The 20,380-nt window shown below is 49.0% G+C and carries 19 protein-coding genes, 1 rRNA gene and 1 pseudogene; 7 read left to right on the top strand and 14 right to left on the bottom strand.

All coding sequences use genetic code 11. The features are described 5' to 3' along the window. The first annotated feature begins 66 nt into the window (after nucleotides 1–66). The gene (locus METTU_RS14070; protein WP_006892402.1) at nucleotides 67–3,009 is read left to right on the top strand and encodes a DUF748 domain-containing protein; all 2,943 of its coding nucleotides are present in this window, start codon (nucleotides 67–69) and stop codon (nucleotides 3,007–3,009) included. A gap of 112 nt (nucleotides 3,010–3,121) precedes the next feature. Here METTU_RS14070 and METTU_RS14065 read toward each other — a convergent pair whose 3' ends face one another. Together METTU_RS14065 and METTU_RS23265 are read right to left on the bottom strand one after the other, a co-directional pair. Next, the gene (locus METTU_RS14065) at nucleotides 3,122–3,310 is read right to left on the bottom strand and encodes a hypothetical protein (protein WP_006892401.1); all 189 of its coding nucleotides are present in this window, start codon (nucleotides 3,308–3,310) and stop codon (nucleotides 3,122–3,124) included. 56 nt (nucleotides 3,311–3,366) lie between these two features. Beyond that, nucleotides 3,367–3,497: pseudogene (locus tag METTU_RS23265) on the bottom strand (IS5/IS1182 family transposase); the annotation flags it as partial. A gap of 630 nt (nucleotides 3,498–4,127) precedes the next feature. Between METTU_RS23265 and METTU_RS22895 the strand changes: the two are divergent. From METTU_RS22895 to METTU_RS14035, 5 genes are all read left to right on the top strand, one after another. Beyond that, the gene (locus METTU_RS22895) at nucleotides 4,128–4,517 is read left to right on the top strand and encodes a TRL-like family protein (protein ID WP_254257970.1); all 390 of its coding nucleotides are present in this window, start codon (nucleotides 4,128–4,130) and stop codon (nucleotides 4,515–4,517) included. A gap of 285 nt (nucleotides 4,518–4,802) precedes the next feature. Continuing rightward, nucleotides 4,803–5,699, top strand: coding sequence for a lysophospholipid acyltransferase family protein (locus METTU_RS14055; protein WP_006892394.1), 897 nt, complete (start codon nucleotides 4,803–4,805; stop codon nucleotides 5,697–5,699). 218 nt (nucleotides 5,700–5,917) lie between these two features. After that, nucleotides 5,918–6,688, top strand: a complete 771-nt coding sequence (locus METTU_RS14045) for a glycosyltransferase family 2 protein (protein ID WP_006892392.1) — start codon at nucleotides 5,918–5,920, stop codon at nucleotides 6,686–6,688. A gap of 197 nt (nucleotides 6,689–6,885) precedes the next feature. Further along, the gene (locus tag METTU_RS14040; RefSeq protein WP_006892390.1) at nucleotides 6,886–7,602 is read left to right on the top strand and encodes a YebC/PmpR family DNA-binding transcriptional regulator; all 717 of its coding nucleotides are present in this window, start codon (nucleotides 6,886–6,888) and stop codon (nucleotides 7,600–7,602) included. Nucleotides 7,603–7,859: 257 nt separating this feature from the next. Continuing rightward, nucleotides 7,860–8,450: an LOG family protein gene (locus tag METTU_RS14035; protein WP_006892389.1), complete on the top strand. Its 591-nt coding sequence runs from the start codon at nucleotides 7,860–7,862 to the stop codon at nucleotides 8,448–8,450. Nucleotides 8,451–8,586: 136 nt separating this feature from the next. Here the strand turns inward: METTU_RS14035 and METTU_RS14030 are convergent, their stop codons facing one another. The 12 genes from METTU_RS14030 to METTU_RS13975 form a co-directional block, all read right to left on the bottom strand. Beyond that, nucleotides 8,587–9,366: a hypothetical protein gene (locus METTU_RS14030; protein ID WP_006892387.1), complete on the bottom strand. Its 780-nt coding sequence runs from the start codon at nucleotides 9,364–9,366 to the stop codon at nucleotides 8,587–8,589. 207 nt (nucleotides 9,367–9,573) lie between these two features. Continuing rightward, nucleotides 9,574–10,710, bottom strand: coding sequence for a heme d1 biosynthesis radical SAM protein NirJ (nirJ, locus tag METTU_RS14025; protein ID WP_006892386.1), 1,137 nt, complete (start codon nucleotides 10,708–10,710; stop codon nucleotides 9,574–9,576). 10 nt (nucleotides 10,711–10,720) lie between these two features. After that, a complete protein-coding gene (gene ahbB / locus METTU_RS14020; protein WP_006892385.1) occupies nucleotides 10,721–11,275 on the bottom strand; it encodes a siroheme decarboxylase subunit beta in 555 nt (184 codons plus the stop codon). A 2-nt stretch (nucleotides 11,276–11,277) separates the two neighbouring features. Next, nucleotides 11,278–11,721, bottom strand: coding sequence for an Lrp/AsnC family transcriptional regulator (locus METTU_RS14015; protein WP_006892383.1), 444 nt, complete (start codon nucleotides 11,719–11,721; stop codon nucleotides 11,278–11,280). Then, nucleotides 11,714–12,211 (bottom strand): siroheme decarboxylase subunit beta, encoded by a 498-nt coding sequence (gene ahbB, locus METTU_RS14010; RefSeq protein ID WP_006892382.1) that lies wholly within the window; start codon nucleotides 12,209–12,211, stop codon nucleotides 11,714–11,716. The genes METTU_RS14015 and ahbB (METTU_RS14010) overlap by 8 nt, the downstream gene beginning before the upstream one ends. Beyond that, the gene (locus METTU_RS14005; protein ID WP_006892381.1) at nucleotides 12,204–12,662 is read right to left on the bottom strand and encodes an Lrp/AsnC family transcriptional regulator; all 459 of its coding nucleotides are present in this window, start codon (nucleotides 12,660–12,662) and stop codon (nucleotides 12,204–12,206) included. Before METTU_RS14005 ends, ahbB (METTU_RS14010) begins: the two co-directional genes overlap by 8 nt. Nucleotides 12,663–12,666: 4 nt before the next feature. Next, entirely contained in the window at nucleotides 12,667–13,830 is a 1,164-nt protein-coding gene (locus METTU_RS14000; protein WP_006892380.1) for a cytochrome D1 domain-containing protein, read from the bottom strand. Nucleotides 13,831–13,897: 67 nt separating this feature from the next. After that, nucleotides 13,898–14,422 (bottom strand): DUF2380 domain-containing protein, encoded by a 525-nt coding sequence (locus METTU_RS13995; protein WP_006892379.1) that lies wholly within the window; start codon nucleotides 14,420–14,422, stop codon nucleotides 13,898–13,900. A 13-nt stretch (nucleotides 14,423–14,435) separates the two neighbouring features. Next, nucleotides 14,436–14,741 (bottom strand): c-type cytochrome, encoded by a 306-nt coding sequence (locus METTU_RS13990; protein ID WP_006892378.1) that lies wholly within the window; start codon nucleotides 14,739–14,741, stop codon nucleotides 14,436–14,438. A gap of 26 nt (nucleotides 14,742–14,767) precedes the next feature. Then, nucleotides 14,768–15,079, bottom strand: a complete 312-nt coding sequence (locus METTU_RS13985) for a c-type cytochrome (protein WP_040580790.1) — start codon at nucleotides 15,077–15,079, stop codon at nucleotides 14,768–14,770. Next, nucleotides 15,079–16,659, bottom strand: coding sequence for a cytochrome D1 domain-containing protein (locus METTU_RS13980; RefSeq protein WP_006892374.1), 1,581 nt, complete (start codon nucleotides 16,657–16,659; stop codon nucleotides 15,079–15,081). Before METTU_RS13980 ends, METTU_RS13985 begins: the two co-directional genes overlap by 1 nt. Before the next feature lie 148 nt (nucleotides 16,660–16,807). Next, nucleotides 16,808–18,130, bottom strand: a complete 1,323-nt coding sequence (locus METTU_RS13975) for an HDOD domain-containing protein (protein WP_006892372.1) — start codon at nucleotides 18,128–18,130, stop codon at nucleotides 16,808–16,810. Between the two features lie 703 nt (nucleotides 18,131–18,833). On the opposite strand from METTU_RS13975, the gene METTU_RS13970 reads away from it, so the two are divergent. Next, a 16S ribosomal RNA gene (locus METTU_RS13970) occupies nucleotides 18,834–20,368 on the top strand. The last annotated feature ends 12 nt before the right edge of the window (nucleotides 20,369–20,380 follow it).

Raw genomic sequence — 20,380 nt, 5'->3', positions numbered from 1 at the left:
AACCTGAGAGCCGCCTTTTCTGTTTATAATGGCGGTAAGTTAAAGCTGATTGGGTCGCCGGATTTTATGAAAGTTCCACACATACCATCAAAAATAAAAATAGCTATTTTTATAGCGGGCGGTCTTTTCGGTATCTATACCGCGCTGGGCTTTTACTTGTTGCCGATGTTGGTCAAGTCGAAGTTACCGGCACTCATTCAGCAGCAAACCGGCAGGAAAGCATCTGTTGCAACGGTTCGGTTCGATCCCTTTTCGCTACAGTTAAGCCTACAGGGATTTGCGCTACAAGAACCGGACGACCGGCTGTTTGTCGGCTTTGATGGTTTTTTTATCGACATCAATGCGCGGCAATCCATTAGTCAGGCGGCTCTGGTTATTGATAAAGTGTCGCTGAACAAGCCGGTCGTCCGCATCGCCAAAGGTAAAGACGGGACATTCAATTTTAAAGACCTGCTCAAGGATAGCAACGAAGCCGAACAGGATGACGGTAAGGTTTTTCCGATAAACATCGCCAAACTGTCGATGACCGAAGGGAAACTGGACTGGGAAGATGCGCATTTTAGCAGTCCCGAAAAGGAGACTGCTTATCCGATCAATCTCGTGATTGATAACTTAACGACTCAGGCGGATAAACCATCCAACTTAGGTCTATCCCTGGAATTAAATTCAGGCGGTAAGCTCGATTGGCAAGGCGCTATTAGCCTCAATCCGTTGTCTTCATCCGGGCATATTAAACTGGAAAAAGTACAACTGCCGAGAATCCGGGCGTTGGCCTTGCAGGATTTTGTACAGCTGGATTTACAGGGCTATGAACTGTTCGAGGCCGATTACAAGGCCGCTTATGTTAATAATCAATTTAACGTTAACCTCAATCAAGGCAAGTTCGAACTGCACGATTTTCAGGTTTCCCAAAACTCGCAAGATAAGCCGTTGGTTAAAATGGTCAGGTTTGCTGTGCAAGGCATCGGTTTCAATCTTGAAAAACACGAACTGACGGTCGAGTCGGTTGCTGCAAATGATGCTGATTTTAAGGCATGGCTGAATCCGGACGGTGTTTTCAGTTATCAGCCTCTATTGCCGATTGCAAAAGCTGAAGAGGCTCCCGGTGAGCCGGTGGAAAAAACGTCGTGGAGCATCAAGGTCAATAATATAGCGCTCAATAATTGCGGACTTACCTTTGAAGATCAGACGCTAAAAAAACCTATCACCATCACCGCCAAGCCGATCAATTTTCAGCTGACAAATTTCAATAACGAAGCGGGTGCGAGCCTGCCTTTTCAGCTCAGTGTCGGATTAAATGAAACCGGTTTGATAAAGCTTGACGGCAACACTGTTATCGAACCCTTATCCGCGCAGATAGCCGTTGATGTTAAAGATGTTGATCTGGAAAAATTTCAGGCGTACGTCGATAAATTCGCCAGACTGGATGTTATCAATGGGTCGTTGGCTATTGACGGCAAGCTCTTGGTCGCCAAATCCGCACAGGATAAACTGGATATTAAGTTCACCGGCAATACCAAAATCGCCGATTTAATCACCCGCGATCAGTTGAAGAACAAGGATTTTGTGAAATGGGAGAATTTAGCGCTGAACGGCATGGATGTTGATTTACCGGCAAATCAATACAGCGCTGAAACACTGATCATCAATAAACCTTATGCCAGAGTTATCATCAAACAGGACAAGACCGTTAATTTTGGCGACATTATGATAGCCGATAAAAACGTTGAGAAAGGTAAACAGGACGCTACCGTTAAAGCCGCTAAAAACACTCAGACAGACGCACAGAAACCTAAATTTAAATTGGGCAAGATTCAGGTTATTGACGGTTCTTCCGATTTTTCCGATCTTTCGCTGATTTTGCCGTTCGCTGCGCAAATCAAAAGCCTGGACGGCGGTGCAAGCAATATTTCCTCAGAGCAAAAATCTACCATCAAAGTCGATTTAAAGGGGACTGCTTATGACCTTGCGCCGGTCGACGTCAAGGGCGAAATCAGTCCTTATCTGGGCGATTACGATGTGACTGTGAATTTTACCGGTATGCCGATGCCGTTGATTTCATCGTATATGGTGCAATTTGCCGGGTATAAAGTTGAAAAAGGCAAAATGTCGCTGGAGCTGAATTACAAGGTTGCCAACAGGGAACTGACTGCATCCAACAATATATTGATCGACCAGTTCGAACTGGGCGAAAAGGTTGAAAATCCCAATGCTGTGTCATTGCCGCTGGAACTGGCGGTGGCTTTGATGAAGGATTCCGAAGGCAAAATTAAAATTCATGTGCCTATTTCCGGGAGTTTGGAAGATCCAAAATTCAGCGTGAGTCACATTCTTGTTGATGCGTTGGTTAATAGCATAAGTAAAGTGATCACTTCGCCTTTTCGTGCGTTAGCCTCGTTGATCGGTAGTGAAGAAGATTTAAGCACCATCGACTTTGCTGCGGGCGATGCCGTATTAACTAAGTCGCAAATCAGCAAGCTGGGCGATTTGGCCAAGGCGTTAAAATCACGTCCGGTTTTAAAGCTGGAAATTAAAGGCGCGGCTTATCAGGAGCAGGATTGGCCGGCGGTCAGCGACGATGCTTTATACGATCAGCTTAAAAGAATAAAAGCCGCCGAAGTTAATAAGCAGGGCGGCAGAAAAATACGCGCGGAACATGTTGTAATTTCCGATCAGGACTACCGGCGTTTGATGGAACAGTTGTTTGCTGAAAAATTTCCGCTGATGGTGGAAAAATCCTTGCTGGGTACGTTGCGTCTGGTCGGTAGTAAGGCGGATACCAGCACAGACGAGTTTTATGCAGTCGCCAAGCAGAAGCTGTCAGCTATTATCAAGCCGGAAGAGCAGAGGTTAAAAAACCTGGCCGCAGAAAGAGCGCAAGCGATTGCCAACTATATCGTGCAAAAAGGCGGCATCGCCAACGAGCGGGTATTTATATTGGATACGGCAATTGATCCTGCAAGGGAAGGCAACGGGATTGTCAGTTTGTTGTCTTTGAAAGCGGATTAACTACGCTGACTAATCAGGCGCTTTTTTAGCTCTAGCGCTCCATTGCTGAAGGCCATAGCTTTGTACAAGATACGGTTCCCAATCAAGTGATTAGGAACCGGAAAATCTTATATTATTTGCCTTTTGTATCGGTTGTGGTGGTAGAGGTCGATTCTTTAGTTGTAGTTGGTGCTTCAGGCGAGGCGGGTGTTGTAACGCTTTTGGTGGAGGTTGAGGTAGAGGAGGATTCCTTTTCTTTGCTACAGCCGGCCAATAATGCCAAAGCAACTAAACCAACAGCTATAATTTCTTTATTTTTCATAGTATTATCCTATTATTAAGTTTTATTAGAGGGTTTCTTTATCCGAAGATACTTCACTTAATGCCGTTTTTTCCACGATCCGTCGGAATTTGCCGACAGTTTCCAACGCCAAAGGGACTTTTACCATCGCCCCATCAAGGCTTTGCCATTCCCACGCAATACCTTCCATCTCATCGTATTCTAAAAGTACACGACCAGCAGATTTTCTAGACCTTGAACCACCTGGAACATCCCTTTGTTATCTGGCGATTGTTGCCCCGCCGGGTTCCCGATAATCAATAGCGCCAAGTCAGGGAACCGGATTTTCCAGGGAAAATGGGGCTGCACCGGTTGATAAAATACCGGAAAAACGCTCGTCTTTCTGTACGTTAACGTACAGACGAACGAGAAATGCAGCTGTAGATTAACTCCTGAGTAGATGTATGAAGCCTGACGGGCAGGGGCTTCAGCTTTGTTGCGCGGCAGTGTCGATGAGTACGATCAGAAAGCAATACGAGCGATGCCAAGTTGAAAACCGATGAATCAGAAGGCCATACCCTACTTTTTACCGGGTCTAACGATCCGAACCTTTATGTAAAAGTACCATCCGGTAATTATATGGTTATGGCATTCAGGGATGGGCATGTTATCAAAAAGGTCATGGTGAGTTCGGAACATGGAGCCAGTATGGTTGAAGGTGACTAGCCCAGACCTTGTCAGCAGGCCATTCAATGAAATGAGCGATTAAGCTCAATTAAATGTCTAATTTTTTTGGAGAACAGCTATGACTTTGGATCAAATCGCAGGCAAATCGGTAGAACTAAAAGGGAAGTTTGAGATGAAACGGAAGCACGTTCTGAAAAACACTTCCGACCGAACCGCAGGGCAGCGGCGAGTAACCGTCAGAACATTCTTGGCGCCTGGCGTGATGAGCCTCGCATTTGGCCTCAGTGGGTGCATGATCGTCGATTCACCGATTAAGGGGGTTTTGGGTACCGAGGTTATCTGGGGTGATATAGCGACTGGGAAAGCGGGTTCTGCTACCCCTGCATCGAAGGAGGGCAAAGCCTGTGCGGAGTCCATCCTGGGCTTGCTGGCCCGCGGCGATGCAAGTGTTCGCGCGGCTAAGGAAAACGGCGGCATCACCGAAGTCACTTCAGTGGATCACTCGGCGAGGAATTTCTTAAATATCGTCGGCGAGTGGTGCACGATAGTGAAGGGCCACTAGGCATCTTGCTCTCGATTCACAGATGTCAATGAAAAGGAAGGTGCGGCATATGGCCATTAGGTCGTACCTGTCTACGCGACGTGGGACTGGGGGTTCGCCGAGTTCCACTGAGTGTACAAAGACTCACATCGTCCGAGTGGTGATCGCCAAGTTCAAGACGATACCCATAGAGGGACAGGCCTGCCGACTGAAATTCATCCGTCGCGCGAACGATACGGTTCAGTTCACTTGCGAGACCCGCGGAGGACGTCCGCCGGCCTCGAGTCTCTTCGACATCGTAGCTCCATGAAACAGGCTTGGCTAGAATTGCCGGAACGGAGCAACCTGTTCTGGTTGAATACCATCAACTGGATCTCCCTGCGGGTCGGGCGATGGCTGTCCTGCCTCCTGCTTTACCCGATTACAGCTTATTTCGTGGTCTTCTCGTATCGCACCCGCACCGCCTCTCGCGACTTTCTGCGGCGGGTTTTAGGCCGTGATTGCGGTTGGGCCGAGGTGTTCAAGCATTACCACACCTTCGCCTGCACACTACTGGACCGGCTATACATCTTTGCCGGGCAGGACCAGCGACTGGATATTCGTATACAAGGCCTGGAGGTGCTGGATAGTTACGCCCGGTCTGGACGCGGATGCCTGCTGGTAGGTGCTCATCTCGGCAGCTTCGAGATCGTCCGGGCTGTGGGGCTGTTGCGGAGCGAATACCGTATCAAGGCTCTTGTTTACGGGGAGGCGACGCCCTGCATCACCGGCCTGTACCGGAAGCTGAATCCGTCGTTGTTTAAAGACATTATTTACATGGGCGGTGTCGGGTCTTTGGTTGGGCTCGACGAGCACGCGCACCAGGGCGGCATCATCGCGCTATTGGGGGACCGCAGCGTGCATGCCGGCAAGCGGGTTCGCTGCGAATTCTTCGGCGAACCGGCATGGTTCCCTGAGGCACCGGCCCTGCTGTCTCGAATTCTCGACATGCCTCTGGTTTTGTTCTTCTGCCTGCACCGGGGCGACGGGCGCTACGATGTGTGGTTTGAACACCTGGCCGACCCGCCGCGAGTCAGTCGGCACGAGCGGGAGGCTGCCGTCCATGACACCATGCAGAGTTATGCCAATCGTCTGGAACATTACTGCCGACTGGCACCTTATAACTGGTTCAATTTTTATGATTTCTGGCAGTCGGATGAATAGAATCTTGGCTAACCAAGGGCATGTAATCCTAAAAGCCGCAGTTGGAATGTGGCAGCCGGTCATGCGCTGTGCTCAGGAGAGCCATATCGAAGCATGGGCGGCTTCCACACACATTGGTGAGCAATCCATAGGAAGCCGTGTAGCAAGTGACCTTTTTGGTAACCGGCAGGATGTCGTATAGTGCCGGGCAATTTTTCGGAGTGAATGGGGGAGATAACATGAACGGAAGAGACGAATACATATTGGTAATCCCAGCCTACAACGAATCCGCCACCATCCGCGAGGTGGTGCAGGGTGCCCTACGGCATTTTGACACGGTGGTTGTGGTTGACGATGGTTCCAGTGACGACACTCTGGAAAAACTCTTGGATTTGCCGGTGACGCTACGGCAGCATCCCGAGAATCTGGGGAAGGCGGCGAGCCTGTGGAATGGCATGCAAGTGGCACTGAAGCTCGGCGCGAAAGGGATCGTAACCATGGACGGGGACGGCCAGCACGATCCGGCCGATCTTCCACAGCTCTTGATGGCAGCACAAATCCATCCAGACAGGCTGGTGATTGGCTCGCGCCTATGGAACCGTGACGCGATCCCAAAGGCTCGCTACCACGCCAACCGTTTTGCTAACTTCTGGATCGCCTGGGCCTCGGGACAGGCAATTGAAGATAGTCAGTCGGGTTTTCGGGTGTATCCTGCGCAACTTATCCGGCTCTGCCAGTTTAAGTTGAGCCGTGACCGGAGCTTTGTTTTCGAAAGCGAGATCATTATTGAAGCCGCCCGACACCAATTTCTATGCGCCTTTCAGCCGGTGCAGACGACTTACCCAAAAAATGCCAGACCCAGCCATTTCCGTCCAGTGAAAGACATTGTTCGCATCACCCGCATGGTGTTCTGGCGTCTGTTTATCCGCGGTTTTTTTCTGTCCGGATTGTGGCGAAGCCTGAGTGGGAATCAAAGCCTAAAACCGCGAAAAACTTTAGACGTCTGTTAATTCAATTAGTAGTGCTTCGTAGGGGGTGTGGTTTTTTGTAATCAATTCGTTCCAAAATATGTGTATAAAGCCTATTTTTCTGACGAGAGAATGGGCAATGGCACGTTTACCCGGCATTGTTAGTCAATTCATAAGTTTCCTATGCAAATACTTACCTGTAAAATCTGCTGTTTTATTATCATTGGAGCAACAGCAAAATGGGTAGAGCCTATCAAAACCGTAAAGTGTCTATGGCCAAAACGTCCGATGCCAAGGCAAAGGTTTACAGCAAATATGGCCGGGAAATCTATGTAAGCGCTAAATCGGGAGGCGTTGACCCGGCTGGAAACTTAGCTTTGCGGGGCTTGATTGAGCGCGCCAAGAAAGACCAGGTTCCTACCCATGTTATTGAGAAAGCCATCGACAAAGCGAAAGGCGGCGGCGGCGAGGATTTCGCGCCTGCGCGCTATGAAGGCTACGGCCCCGGCGGTTGCATGGTGATTGTCGACTGTCTGACCGATAACCCTAACCGTACTTTTGGCGATGTGCGTCAGTGTTTTACCAAAACAAAATGTAAAATCGGTACTCAAGGCACGGTCAGTCACATGTTTGACCATGCCGCCATCCTGGCATTTAAAAATACTGACGAGGACGCTGTTCTTGATGGGTTACTTTCGGCCGATGTCGACGTTACCGATATTGAAAGCGATGATGGAAAAGTCACCGTGTTCACGCCTCAGGCCGACTACTTCAAAGCCAAGCAAGCTTTATTGGATGCTTTCGGTGAGATTGATTTTGAGGTCGACGAGATTCAATTTCTGCCCAAAAGCGTTGCTCCGATCAGCGGTGATGATATTGCATTGTTTGAAAAGTTTTTAGATATGTTGAGCGATCTGGATGATGTGCAGAATGTTTATCATGATGCCGAGTTTTGATGGCCAAGCCTGCTTTATCAGCAGTACAGGTTGCTGAGCTTAAGGTTTATGCGGTTGCGCCGTTTCGAACCTAAAAACCGCAATTTTTCCACGAAAAGCACGAAAAAAATCAGTACATTGTGTTGATTTAACCATTCACCGTTCGGGTGACGGTCTACAGAGGGATCGCTTTGAAAATTTTTGTACTTTTCGTGGACGAAATGATGGAAGTAATCAGGAGCTGAATATCGGTAATCCCATTCGACAGAAAGGCAAGCATGACCTCAATTAACAGTATCTGTATCTATTGCGGTTCCAGTCCCGGGCGACTCGATGCCTACGCCTCGGCCGCGTTTGCACTGGCCGAGTCATTGGTCAGCCGAAACATCAGGCTGGTTTACGGAGGCGCGAGTATCGGCATCATGGGCATGGTGGCGGATCGAGTATTGAAGCTCGGCGGCCAAGCCGTCGGCGTCATACCGAAGGCCTTGGCGCATAAAGAAGTCGCGCACCATCATCTGACTGAACTGCATGTTACCCAATCCATGCATGAGCGGAAAATGCTGATGGCCGAGCTTTCGGATGGGTTTATAGCGCTACCCGGCGGCATAGGAACGCTTGAAGAATTATTTGAGATTTGGACTTGGGCGCAATTGGGCTTTCACCATAAGCCTTGCGGCCTGCTCAATGTCGAAGGTTATTACGATGCTTTGATCAATTTTTTAGATCACGTAAGGGCAGAGCAATTTGTTAAAAACCATCACCATGCCATGTTGATGGTGGAGACAAATCCGGACGCGCTATTGGACCGCTATGTCAATTATCAGCCTCCTGCTGTGAAACATTGGCTTGGCAAAGACGAAACCTGATGGGTTAAACAGCTCAACGGCACCCTGAGGGATGTTAATCAGAGGCTATCCTGTAGATCGGTTGACGTATCTACAGGACTTAAAGCCATCTAAGTGACGCAGAATTTATAGAATGCGCTTTCGGCCTCGGCGGATCCTATCGAAGGCTCAATCTTATAGGCCTGGGTTGAACATTGGCACCAAAAACCGACTTTCCCGCTTTGGCTGAGATGCGCTGGTATTTGGCGTAAGCGAGGCCGGCGGAACTGCGCAATTCGGCTTCACTCGCCTGGTTTGCAAAACCGCGAGCAACCGCTTCCAAGACATAGGCTTCCGGCGCCATGAAGCTAAAAGTGGTTACCACCGGCTTTGAACCTGCGGCAAGCAAATGCTCCGAGAAAAACTCATCGCTCAGGCAGGCCAGGACAACTGCCGGTTTATCGTGTCCGGCATGTTTGGGAAAGTGTTTTATGATGGGCTGGTTTTGTTCGTCCATCAAGCCGTCATGGCCGATGAACACCACCATTTCACGTTGTGTCGCATCGGGCGGAGTAGCGGCTTGTTGCATAAAATCAAGCATCGCCTGGTCAATCCGGCTGCCGCGATAAGCATCGGCGGTAACGGTGAGTTGGTCTTTCCAGGCAAACTGGCAGCGTTCCAGGATGGTGTCGTTAATATCTTTTTCGCATCCCAAGTTTTTCCAGCCATCCGCTTTGCTCAAAAAAGTTTTCACGCCATAAGCCGCGCCCCAATAGAGATTGTTGTGCGGATCATCGCCATTACCGATTTTCGCAGGAACAGGCACGATGCCTTGCGATACGTTGTCGACCAGGGACACAATCACAGAAATATGCGTGTTTGGCACGGCTGCGGCATAGGACGGCAGCACCGTAAAAAACAGCAAGCTGAATAAACAAATCGAGCGCTGGGTAATCATGTGTACGAACCCTCCAGAAGGCGAACCAAATTTCATTTAGGGATTATAGGATGTTGACAGGGGCTCTTCTGATAATGCACCCAGGCATTAAAACCGGAAAAAAGAGGAGTCCGGCAGAAATCATAACGCAGTGGGTTCAGGCATCGCAAAAATGTTTTCCATTTTTTACAGCCAGGGGCCGGATCATAACGTCATGCAGGGTATACCTTACGCTATTTCACTATCCGTCAGGTAGCAGCCCGGATCTTCAGCCCAGAAATTTCCGGTGGTTTGCGCGGCCCTGACGCGGGTGTTGCCGTTGCAGATTTCTTGATAATGGCACCTTGCACAGCGTCCTTCGAGCGGTCTCGGATGTTGCTTAAGACCCGCCATCAACGGATCGCTGGTATCCGGCCATATTTCCGAAAAAGGCCGCTCTTTGACATTGCCCAGTTCGTAGTGCCACCAGAACGTGTCGGGATGGACATTGCCCAGGTTATCGATATTGGCGACATTGACGCCGGAGGCATTGCCGCCCCATTGTTCCAGTTTGGCTTTGATGTGGCCGACTTTATCCGGGAAATGCCTGGCTACCCAGTGCAAAAAATAAACCGCATCGGCATCGTTATTGCCGGTCACGAATTCCCGGTCTTTGCCTGCTTTAAGCCACTGATAACTGGTTTCAAACAGCAAATCCATCGCGTCCCGGGTCATTGCAAAATGGGCGTCGTCTTTGCGGTTTTTATTGCCGCGGCCGCCGTAATTCAAATGCGACAAATAGAATTTGTCGATATTGTGGTCATCCATTAGCTGCAGCAAGGCCGGGAAATCATGGGCGTTATCCTGCGTCAACGTAAAACGCAGGCCGACTTTGATGCCTTTTTCCAGGCACAGGTGGATGCCGTGCAGGGCTTGGTCGAACGAGCCTTGTACCCGCCGGAACTGGTCGTGGGTGTCTTTGATGCCGTCCAGGCTGACGCCGATATATTGATAATTTATGCCGGCGATTTCGTCGATATTATCCGCGGAAATTTTGGTGCCGTTGGTGGATAGGGCGACATAAAAGCCCATGTCCTTGGCGCGGCGGGAAATGTTGAAGATGTCGGGATGCAGCAACGGTTCGCCGCCGGACAAGATCAGCACCGGCACTTTAAAGGCTTTCAGGTCATCCATAACGGTGTAAATTTCCGGCGTACTTAATTCGTTGGGGAAATTAATATCGGTGGATGTCGTGTAGCAATGCTTGCAGGTGAGGTTACAGCGGCGGATTAAATTCCAGATAACCACCGGTGCCGGCGGTTTGCGCGCCGGTTTTAACGGTGTCGGGTCTATCAGTTCCCGCATGTAGTGGCTTAGTCTAAACATAATCAGTTTCCTAGTCAGTAACGGGCTGGGTGCCCTTGGATTTTCCGCTGCTCGGCAACTGCTCCATGCTTTGCTCTACCTCCTGCATCCGTGCAGTCGTACGAAAGCCGGTTTTTTTCAGAATTTTTGTGCTGTATAACACATCGCAGCCAAGATTATAGTCGCCGAGCAGATCGGAAATCTGCTGAATCTGTTGATCGACGTCTTGCTGGCTTTTGCCATGCACCATCGCAAACAGGTTGTACATCCACTCGGTCGGATGTCTGGGGCGATGATAACAATGACTGACAAATTCCAGTTGACCGACTTTTTGCCCCAGTTCGTCAATGGTTTCATCGGGGACATTCCAAACGGTCATGCCGTTAAAACGATAGCCCAGTTTATAGTGGTTGGGGACTGCGCCGATGCGGCGAATGATGCCGCTGTTTTGCATGGCTGACATTCGCATCATCACATCATCCGTCGTAAGGCCAAGTTGTTCTGCAATGGCTTGATAAGGCTGAGGCGTTAACGGTAAACCGGCTTGGGTTGCCTGGATAATTTTACGGTCTGTTTCGTCAAGCATGATCAGGCTTCCAGCTTCAGGTTGACAAAATACTCTTTGTTTTTCGGCATGTTGTAGACGGTAAGTCCCGTTTGTTGTTCTATTACGCTGATGGTTTGCTGGATTTGTTCGGGCGTTTCGGTGGCAATCACAAACCACATATTCAACTCATGGCTGCGCGCGTAATTATGGGCGACTTCAGGAAAGCTGTTGATGATTTCTGTAATTTCATCAAAGCACTGTTTCGGCGCTTTAACGGCTGCCAGGGTCAAGGCTCCGCCCATTTGTTCGGCATTGTACAAGGGGCCGAAACGGGTGAGGGTGCCGTTATCCAATAGTGCTTTTAATCGGCCTATCAGTTCCTGTTCGGTCAGTCCCAATTGTGTGGCGACTTGTCGATAAGGTGCGTCGCAGATCGGAAAGCCGTCTTGCAGGGCATTGATAATTTGTTTGTCTATTTCATCCATCAGCTAAAGCGGGGGTGGGGTTTTGATAAATGGCGCCGCGTTGTTTAAAACAGCGGTTGCTGAACAGGATTTCCTTGTCGAAATCGCTTAAACCGCAAGCGTCAATGAGTTGGTCCAGTTGCTTTAATACGGTGGCCTTGTCTTTGCCGTGTATCATGCAATACAGGTTATACGGCCATTCCGGCTGCCGCGGGCGCTGATAACAGAGCGTCACAAACGAAAACCGGCTGATATGTCCGCCCAGTTGTTTAATAAGGTTGTCCGGTACATTCCAGACGATCATTGCATTGGCGCGGTAACCCAGCTGGCGGTGTTTGACGATAACGCCCATGCGTTTGATTAGGCCTTGTTGTTTAAGCCGGGTTAGGCGGTCGATCACTTCGACCTCGGGCATGTCGCAAAGCCGCCCGATTTCCAGGTAGGGCCTGGAACAAACCGGTAGCCCCAGTTGAATATGTTCGAGCAGTTGGCGGTCTTTGATATCAAGCATTATTCAGGTCCAGCTTAAAGCCCAAATCAATGAAAAAATCATCCAGCATCGGCAGCAGCATAGCAGGATAGGACGTTTCCCGTTCTATTGAGTCGATCACTGCGCGTAAGTGCTCGGCATCGGAAGCGATGATCACAAACCAAAGGTTAAGCCGGTGTTCGCGTTCGTAATTATGATTGACTTCGGGATACGCGCTGATTTTATCGGCAACAGCCTGTAGCTGCTGTTCAGGCACGGACATCGCGACCAGTGCGCTGACACCGATATGATTGGGCGGAATGACCGGGCCGATGCGGCTGATAAAATTATTGCCGTTCAGCTCGGTAAATGCCGATAAAACATCGGCCTCGGTCACGCCCAGCGCATCGGCGATGTCCTGATAAGGCCGCGCCGACAGCGGAAAGTCGCGCTGATAGTCGTTTAGCAGCTGTTTGTGTAAGGTCGTCAGCATGGGTTTATAAACCGATTTTATGGGCACGCGAGCTAAAGAATATGCCGTTGGGTTTGTTGGCGGGCAGGCGGGTTATTTCCTGCAAGGTTTCCGTGTCGTAAACCACCAGCTGGTTATCGTCTCTTACCGCAACCCAGACTTGCTCGCCGCGCGGGGTGAATTCCATGTGCAGGACGGCTTTTCCGGGCGACAAGGTTTTGCTAATGGACAGGTCTTTGACATCGATAATCTGTACTTGATTGTTATCAGGGAAAGCAAAGTTAACCCAGACTTGCCGCGCATCGGGCCGGGCCATCACAAAAACCGGTTGTCCGGCGACTGATATGGTGTCATGCAATTCCCAGGTGTTCTTGTCGATGACCAGAACCTTGTGTTGGCCTATTGCGGGAGCAAATACGTAATCACCGGCTACCGCCCAGCCTTCAAGATGCGGCATTTTATAAACGGGCAGTTTTTCATCGTCTTTGCCGTAGTCGGACAATATGTGTTTAACTCCGGCATCAAGATTCCATAAATCCAGCAACGCCAGTCCGGGCTCGCCAAACAAACCGGCGATATAATAGTGCCCGTCCGGCGACATTAACGCGTCGTAAGGCTGTTTGCCGATGTTCGGGAATTTTTTAATGGCTGGCGCTTTAGGGTTTTTAAAGTCGGCCATCCAGATTTCGCCGGCATCGAACAGGCTGAATACGAAGCGCTGTCCTGGGGCGTCAACCAGCCCGACCACTTTGGAGCGCAGCCCCTCGCCGTAATCGGACGGAATATCGGCAACCAGTTCCAGTGTGTCAGATGAAAAAACCTTAATGCCGCCCGGTGTGTAGTTGGATACGGCGATTAATTTACCGTCCTGGGAAATCGCCCCGCCGATGCTGTTGCCTGCCTGAATGATCCGCTTGTCGATTGCATCCTTGAGCATATCGATTTTGGTCAAGCCGCCGTCCCGGCCGAAAACATAGGCGTAACGTTGATCGCGGGAGAAAACCACGGAAGCATGGGACAAATCGCCCAGCTTTTCGATCTTGGCTAAGCGTTTGTGCTCGGTGGTGTTGATGATCAGCGCATTGCCGTCTTCCCGTTCGATGACGATGCCCAGATCGCCGGTGGCGCGCAGTTCTGCGATGGCATTGAAGGAGAATAGCAAGGCTAGAAGGGGGAGTAGTTTGATCATGGTTTTGTAGGTTCGAGCGGCTAGGACTAAAGTCTACTTGAGCGTAGAGACGAAAGAGCAAAAATAATTAGTGCAAAGTGGTGTGTTTAGGCGGTGGTGGGGTGTAACGATTATCCAAATCCTTGTCGATTTTGTCGGCAATACTCTCAACACCTTTAAGCGTTAGTTTTTCATCGCCGCCTTTGGTTTCCGAGATGTAGTTGCCAATTAATTGGCCATCTTTAGCCCTGATTAAGTGCCCCATAATATAGGCGAATAAAAAACTGGGCTTATGGAGTCTTCCAATCAATACATAATCGGCGCCTGCGGTTCTGCCAAGTTCCGCAGCGACATCGTTATGGTCAAACAGATAGCCGAAACCGCTGTTGGCTTTCTGTTGCATGGCTAAATCAATTGAAATAATCCGATAACCGGCGTTTTTCAGTTCTTTTTCCAGTAAGGGTTTTATGCTTGCTGTTCTATTAATTTCAGCGGCCGTCCTGGGCTTCAGAGTTAAGTCATTGAGTTCAAAATCCAAAATGGCAATGCTTGTTTCAGCATTGACTTGGGTTATTGAAAGAGCGATCAAAAATAAAAAACAATAAGTTTTCATTTGACTGCTTCTCCTAAGGTTTTGTTTCGGACTTGCGTAATATTTCAACCAGCCAAGCTGCCTCATTCCTGTTCATAAATGGCTGCCAAGGCGGCATGGCGGTTCCTTCGCGTCCATTAAGAATGGTTGAAATCAAAAAATCATCGGGCTTACCGGCTAATGCTTCGGGTAACAGAGCAGGGCCAAGGCCGCCTTTTAATGTCAGCCCATGACACGCTCCGCAATCATGATTGAGCATGTTGCGGAGCGCGCTTTGCCTTTCAGGTGATGGTTCGCCGGCCAGACTGGTTTTAGCTAAAACAGCTGTAATAACCAACATTAAAAGCGGTAGTTTTTTCATCAATGTTACGGTTTTAGCCTGCCATAGTACATCGCAACATTATTAATATCGTCATCGCTTAAGGAACCGGCGATAGCATTCATAATGTCGGATTTGCGGGTTTTATCCCGGTACTGTTTGAGCGCTGTTTTTAAGTAATCCGCATCGCGTCCTGCCAACGGCGGAAAAGGCGCATCGGCAGACGGCGTTCTAATACCGTGACATTGCGAACAAACCGCCGCCGCTTTTGCCTCGCCCGCATAAATACTGGCTGCATTGACGCTTTGGGCGGATACCAAGCCCAATAGTAGCGATCCTGTAAGAGCTGTTAATCGCATTATTTTGCCCCTTTCATTTCGTCAGGAGAAAGACCGCGAGTCATGTATCTGACGCGACCGTGAGAAAATATACCGGCCGGGCTTTCCATCTGTACGGAAGCCACTTTTTCCAAGGATTTCGAATCATAAACAACGACTTCGTCACCGCTGTAACCGGCGCTGACATACAGGAACTTACCGTCGGCGCTGTATTCAGGGAAGTAAGCGTGTCCGCCAACATCCAGGGTTTTAACCACTTCCAGGGTTTTTTTGTCGATCAGCTGAATGGTGCGGGCGCGACGGTCTTTAGAGATGATGTCCACCGCGACATAAGGCGCATTGGCATGAGCTGCGGGCGATTCTGTGCCGCCGGAAACAGGAACCTGTTTAACCACTTCCATTTTGTCCAGATCCCAGACGCTGACCACCATTTTGTCGCAGTCGCCGAAGTTGGTTCCAAAACCCAGTGTGCGGCCGTCAACTTCAACCACAGAGCCGCCGCCTACATGAGGTACGCAACCGGCTTCCAGTTTCTTGATGATTTTGCGGTCTTTTAGGTCAATTGCAGTAACGATGCTGTCATCATAGGAAGCAACCATGAGTTTGCTGCCGCCATGGGACAGGAAGGCGTCATGCAAATGGCGTCCGACGTTTTCGATTTTGGTGACCGGGAAACCTTCTTTCAAATCAACCACCCAAACTTGACCGGCGTTTTCCAGCGCGATCGCAAAAATGTCGGCAAACGGTGTGCCGATGATCATGCCGGAATCGGAAGAGACCATTTTGCCGTCAGGATCGACGCCTTCCAGTTCAAAGGTTTTCAAGGGTTCCAAGGTGTCGGCATCAAGAATGACGGCGTTGTGCGGTACATAAGACCCCGCCATGATGTATTTACCGTCGCGGGAAACGCCCAAGCCGGGACCGTTGAATCCGGTTTTAACGCTACGCACGGCTTGCATGGAATATAAATCGACTTTAAAAATTTCCGCCGTATCGGTTTTTACATAAGCCCAGCGAGGGTTCGCGGGGTTGTAGTCGATAATATGCGCAGCGGTGCCTGTAGGAATTTCGCCGATTTGTTTATGGGTAACGCTGTTGATGAATACCGCTTTTGAACCTGAACCGCGCCCGTATTTGCCGCGAGCCGCCACACCGATAACATCATCCATACTGTTGATGGCATAAGTAGGCTTTGCAGGCAGCGTGCTTTCATCTTTAACATACACTTTGATCGATGCTTTGATGTCGTCTATGGTCCAAGCCGGATTAGCCTGCTTTGGCGTGGTTTGTAAATACTTGACCAAGCCGCGGATGTCGTCATCGGATAAACGACCGAAGAACGGAGGCATCAAAGTGTCGAAGCTTCCGGTCATGATCAGGCTGCGTAAAGCTGTAGGGCTGCGGCCTTTCAGACTATCGGCATTCAACCCGGGAGCAATAAACCCGCCGTAGTCCGAGCCGTGGCAGCTGGCGCAATTGTCCTCGTATAATTGGTGCGTGTTTTTGGATGTATCGGAGGTTGCCTGTGCTCCAAAGGGCAAGAGGATAGCGGCTAAGCCGATAAGGACTGACTTGGGTAGGTGTTTTTTTATTGTATTCATTCTGTTGGGCTCCAATGTAGTATTGAATCAATATTATCGTGGATGATTGAAAAGCTCAAGTTTGATTTTGGTGTTTGTCTTTTTCCAGGCATTATTGAAACGATAAGAAAATGCGCTGTGAGCTGATTTTGACAGGTAATCATTGTTGTTAACGCGAGAAAAAACTCATTGTTTCTGCAATTTGTTGTTTTGCATCGTGTAATATTTGTAGAGACATTTGCGGCGTTAAAGGCTGTTTTTCCAGTTTTTGAAAGGCCGGCAGAGTGATGATTAATGGGAGTTCGGTTTTTCCGGGGGATGCCAGAATGTTATGGTATTTTGCTAATAATACGATGTCATTCAGGTTAAGGTCTTCAGTGGTGCTTGTGAACCAGTTTGTAGACTGTAAGGGAATTTGTCTTAAACTATTCGGAAACCCCCATTTTTCTAAAATAATGGAACCTATTTGTCCGTGTATTTCGCTTATGCAAAGGTCAATATCGGTTGGTTGATAAGTGCCTTCCGGTAGGCTGTCGGCAAAAGTTAAAATGGGAAGCGCGCCGATATTATGTAGAAGTCCTGCGAGTAGTGCTTCGTCAGGATCTACTTTTTGAGTCAGTTGGGCCAGGGTGTAGCTGATACTGGAAACCTTGATGCTTTGTAGCCAGTTATATTGAGTTAGTTTTTTTGTTGATGGTTTTTTGCTTTGGGTCAGGTTGTTCATGCTGAAAGCGGTCACCAGATTGCGTGTAGTCGTAAGTCCCAGTCGATTGATCGCGTCAAGGCAATTACTGATCGGGTTCACCGGTCTGTAAATGGGGCTGTTGACGACCTGAATCAGTTTGGCGGAAATAACCGGATCCATATTAACAATTTTGACAATGTCAGCAATTTCGCAATCTTGCTGAATAGCTTTACGCAGTTTTAGTGCTATATCAGGGAAAGTGGGGATTTTAAGTTCGCCCTGAGTGAAATGCTGATAAAAAAGATTAAAAAACGGATTGTCTTGAAGGTGCTGCGAAACTTTTAGTTCATTATCCAGAAGGGGGATAGTAGGTTGGCTTGACTGAAGTATAGTCTTGGAAATATTGATCACCGTCACTTCTGATCCGGCAATTGCGGTAAAATAATGCAGTTTGCCTGCGGACAGCGGATACAGTGCTTTAAAGGTGTGGGCGCTTATTTCAAGCCCGGAACCATTATCGGCCTCCATGAAGATATCGCCTTTAACTATATATGTTAAAGAGTCTACTTCAGTTCCTCTGTTAAAAACGATAGCTCCGGGTGTAAAGCTGGCGGCGGTAATATGTAATTGCTGTATTTCTTTTTCGGTTAGCAGTTGAGCAACCGGCATCAGTCTTTTTAAAAAAGAGATTGGAATGTTAAGGTTCTTTATTGAGGTGGATTTCTTATCACGGCTAAGTGGAAAATTCGATTTATCATTGTTTGATGTCTGTTGGGGTGTTTTTTTCTTGAAAATGTTCCAGAACATAATGATGGAAAATTCCTATATTATAAAGTCAGATTGGTTTCGTTCGTAATCAAGCAATATACAATGAATTTACGAGGAAAGAAGCAGATTGGCGGATTTCCGGATTGTTGAAATCCAAGTGATTGTGGTCTATGTAAAGATAATTAAGGTCATGTTGATTAGTAAGAGCGAGTTATCGTTGTATGGCTAATAATTCTCGACATGCCGTGAAAAACGGTAAATGCCTTTTCGCGTTATTCAATATAGCTTAGTGCGCTGCTGATGATTTACAAGTTCATAAAATAACTTCTTGACGCAGGCTGAAAAGGCTGTAGAATGCGCAGTTCTTTCAGGGCAGGCGCCTTGGCAGAGACAGCAACAAGAAATAAAGTTGGCAAGGATGTTGACAAGCGGACTGAGTAGGTTATAATGGTCGGCTTCATCGGGGTTCGGTAAATGGCTTCGGTGGTTCGGGATGAAAAATAAAGTTAACAGGATGTTGACAAACTGAATTGGATCTGTATAATTGTCCAGCTCAACCGGGGTTTAACTCCACGCTCTTTAAAAACCTGATCAAAATAATTTGTGTGGGTGCTTGTGATGAACGATTTATGCTTGTAATAAATAGTCGACACAAGAACTACACGTAAAAAGTAATTTATACGTTTAATTCTGTAGTCGAGCCAAGATTGGCTACTCATCTTATTGAGTGGCAAAATGATATAAACTGAAGAGTTTGATCATGGCTCAGATTGAACGCTGGCGGTATGCTTAACACATGCAAGTCGAACGGTAACAGGCCTTCGGGCGCTGACGAGTGGCGGACGGGTGAGTAACGCGTAGGAATCTGCCTCATAGTGGGGGACAACGTGGGGAAACTCACGCTAATACCGCATACGCCCTACGGGGGAAAGCGGGGGATCTTCGGACCTCGCGCTATGAGATGAGCCTGCGTTAGATTAGCTAGTTGGTAGGGTAAAGGCCTACCAAGGCGACGATCTATAGCTGGTCTGAGAGGACGATCAGCCACACTGGGACTGAGACACGGCCCAGACTCCTACGGGAGGCAGCAGTGGGGAATATTGGACAATGGGCGAAAGCCTGATCCAGCAATACCGCGTGTGTGAAGAAGGCCTTAGGGTTGTAAAGCACTTTCAATTGGGAGGAAAACCTACCGGTCAATACCCGGTAGCTTGACATTACCTTTAGAAGAAGCACCGGCTAACTCCGTGCCAGCAGCCGCGGTAATACGGAGGGTGCGAGCGTTAATCGGAATTACTGGGCGTAAAGCGTGCGTAGGCGGTTCGTTAAGTCAGATGTGAAAGCCCTGGGCTCAACCTGGGAACTGCATTTGAAACTGGCGGACTAGAGTTTAGTAGAGGGGAGTGGAATTTCAGGTGTAGCGGTGAAATGCGTAGATATCTGAAGGAACACCAGTGGCGAAGGCGACTCCCTGGACTAGAACTGACGCTGAGGTACGAAAGCGTGGGTAGCAAACAGGATTAGATACCCTGGTAGTCCACGCCGTAAACGATGTCGACTAGCCGTTGGTCCTATTTACAGGATTAGTGGCGCAGCTAACGCATTAAGTCGACCGCCTGGGGAGTACGGCCGCAAGGTTAAAACTCAAATGAATTGACGGGGGCCCGCACAAGCGGTGGAGCATGTGGTTTAATTCGATGCAACGCGAAGAACCTTACCTACCCTTGACATCCAGAGAATCTGTTAGAGATAGTAGAGTGCCTTCGGGAGCTCTGAGACAGGTGCTGCATGGCTGTCGTCAGCTCGTGTCGTGAGATGTTGGGTTAAGTCCCGTAACGAGCGCAACCCTTATCCTTAGTTGCCAGCGGGTAATGCCGGGAACTCTAGGGAGACTGCCGGTGATAAACCGGAGGAAGGTGGGGACGACGTCAAGTCATCATGGCCCTTATGGGTAGGGCTACACACGTGCTACAATGGCCGGTACAGAGGGCTGCGAACTTGCGAAAGTAAGCAAATCCCAGAAAGCCGGTCCTAGTCCGGATTGGAGTCTGCAACTCGACTCCATGAAGTCGGAATCGCTAGTAATCGCGAATCAGAATGTCGCGGTGAATACGTTCCCGGGCCTTGTACACACCGCCCGTCACACCATGGGAGTGGGTTGCAAAAGAAGTGGGTAGTCTAACCTTCGGGAGGGCGCTCACCACTTTGTGATTCATGACTGGGGTGAAGTCGTAACAAGGTAGCCCTAGGGGAACCTGGGGCTGGATCACCTCCTTACAAATTGCAGCT

The organism is Methylobacter tundripaludum SV96, assembly GCF_000190755.2.
GTDB lineage: Bacteria > Pseudomonadota > Gammaproteobacteria > Methylococcales > Methylomonadaceae > Methylobacter_A > Methylobacter_A tundripaludum.
The sequence above is the reverse complement of the archived record's forward strand: the minus strand, read 5'-3'. Positions and strand labels throughout refer to the sequence as shown.

Excerpts from the sequence above, each read along its gene's own strand:
- METTU_RS22895 (WP_254257970.1), top strand. The coding sequence starts at position 4,128 with ATGAAACGGAAGCACGTTCTGAAAAACACTTCCGACCGAACCGCAGGG.
- METTU_RS14015 (WP_006892383.1), bottom strand. The coding sequence starts at position 11,721 with ATGGATGAAATAGACAAACAAATTATCAATGCCCTGCAAGACGGCTTT.
- METTU_RS13975 (WP_006892372.1), bottom strand. The coding sequence starts at position 18,130 with ATGTTCTGGAACATTTTCAAGAAAAAAACACCCCAACAGACATCAAAC.
- METTU_RS14070 (WP_006892402.1), top strand. The coding sequence starts at position 67 with ATGAAAGTTCCACACATACCATCAAAAATAAAAATAGCTATTTTTATA.
- METTU_RS14000 (WP_006892380.1), bottom strand. The coding sequence starts at position 13,830 with ATGATCAAACTACTCCCCCTTCTAGCCTTGCTATTCTCCTTCAATGCC.
- METTU_RS13995 (WP_006892379.1), bottom strand. The coding sequence starts at position 14,422 with ATGAAAACTTATTGTTTTTTATTTTTGATCGCTCTTTCAATAACCCAA.
- ahbB (WP_006892382.1), bottom strand. The coding sequence starts at position 12,211 with ATGCTTGATATCAAAGACCGCCAACTGCTCGAACATATTCAACTGGGG.
- nirJ (WP_006892386.1), bottom strand. The coding sequence starts at position 10,710 with ATGTTTAGACTAAGCCACTACATGCGGGAACTGATAGACCCGACACCG.
- METTU_RS14045 (WP_006892392.1), top strand. The coding sequence starts at position 5,918 with ATGAACGGAAGAGACGAATACATATTGGTAATCCCAGCCTACAACGAA.
- METTU_RS13985 (WP_040580790.1), bottom strand. The coding sequence starts at position 15,079 with ATGCGATTAACAGCTCTTACAGGATCGCTACTATTGGGCTTGGTATCC.
- METTU_RS14065 (WP_006892401.1), bottom strand. The coding sequence starts at position 3,310 with ATGAAAAATAAAGAAATTATAGCTGTTGGTTTAGTTGCTTTGGCATTA.
- METTU_RS13990 (WP_006892378.1), bottom strand. The coding sequence starts at position 14,741 with ATGTTGGTTATTACAGCTGTTTTAGCTAAAACCAGTCTGGCCGGCGAA.
- METTU_RS14055 (WP_006892394.1), top strand. The coding sequence starts at position 4,803 with ATGAAACAGGCTTGGCTAGAATTGCCGGAACGGAGCAACCTGTTCTGG.
- METTU_RS14030 (WP_006892387.1), bottom strand. The coding sequence starts at position 9,366 with ATGATTACCCAGCGCTCGATTTGTTTATTCAGCTTGCTGTTTTTTACG.
- METTU_RS13980 (WP_006892374.1), bottom strand. The coding sequence starts at position 16,659 with ATGAATACAATAAAAAAACACCTACCCAAGTCAGTCCTTATCGGCTTA.
- METTU_RS14005 (WP_006892381.1), bottom strand. The coding sequence starts at position 12,662 with ATGCTGACGACCTTACACAAACAGCTGCTAAACGACTATCAGCGCGAC.
- METTU_RS14040 (WP_006892390.1), top strand. The coding sequence starts at position 6,886 with ATGGGTAGAGCCTATCAAAACCGTAAAGTGTCTATGGCCAAAACGTCC.
- METTU_RS14035 (WP_006892389.1), top strand. The coding sequence starts at position 7,860 with ATGACCTCAATTAACAGTATCTGTATCTATTGCGGTTCCAGTCCCGGG.
- ahbB (WP_006892385.1), bottom strand. The coding sequence starts at position 11,275 with ATGCTTGACGAAACAGACCGTAAAATTATCCAGGCAACCCAAGCCGGT.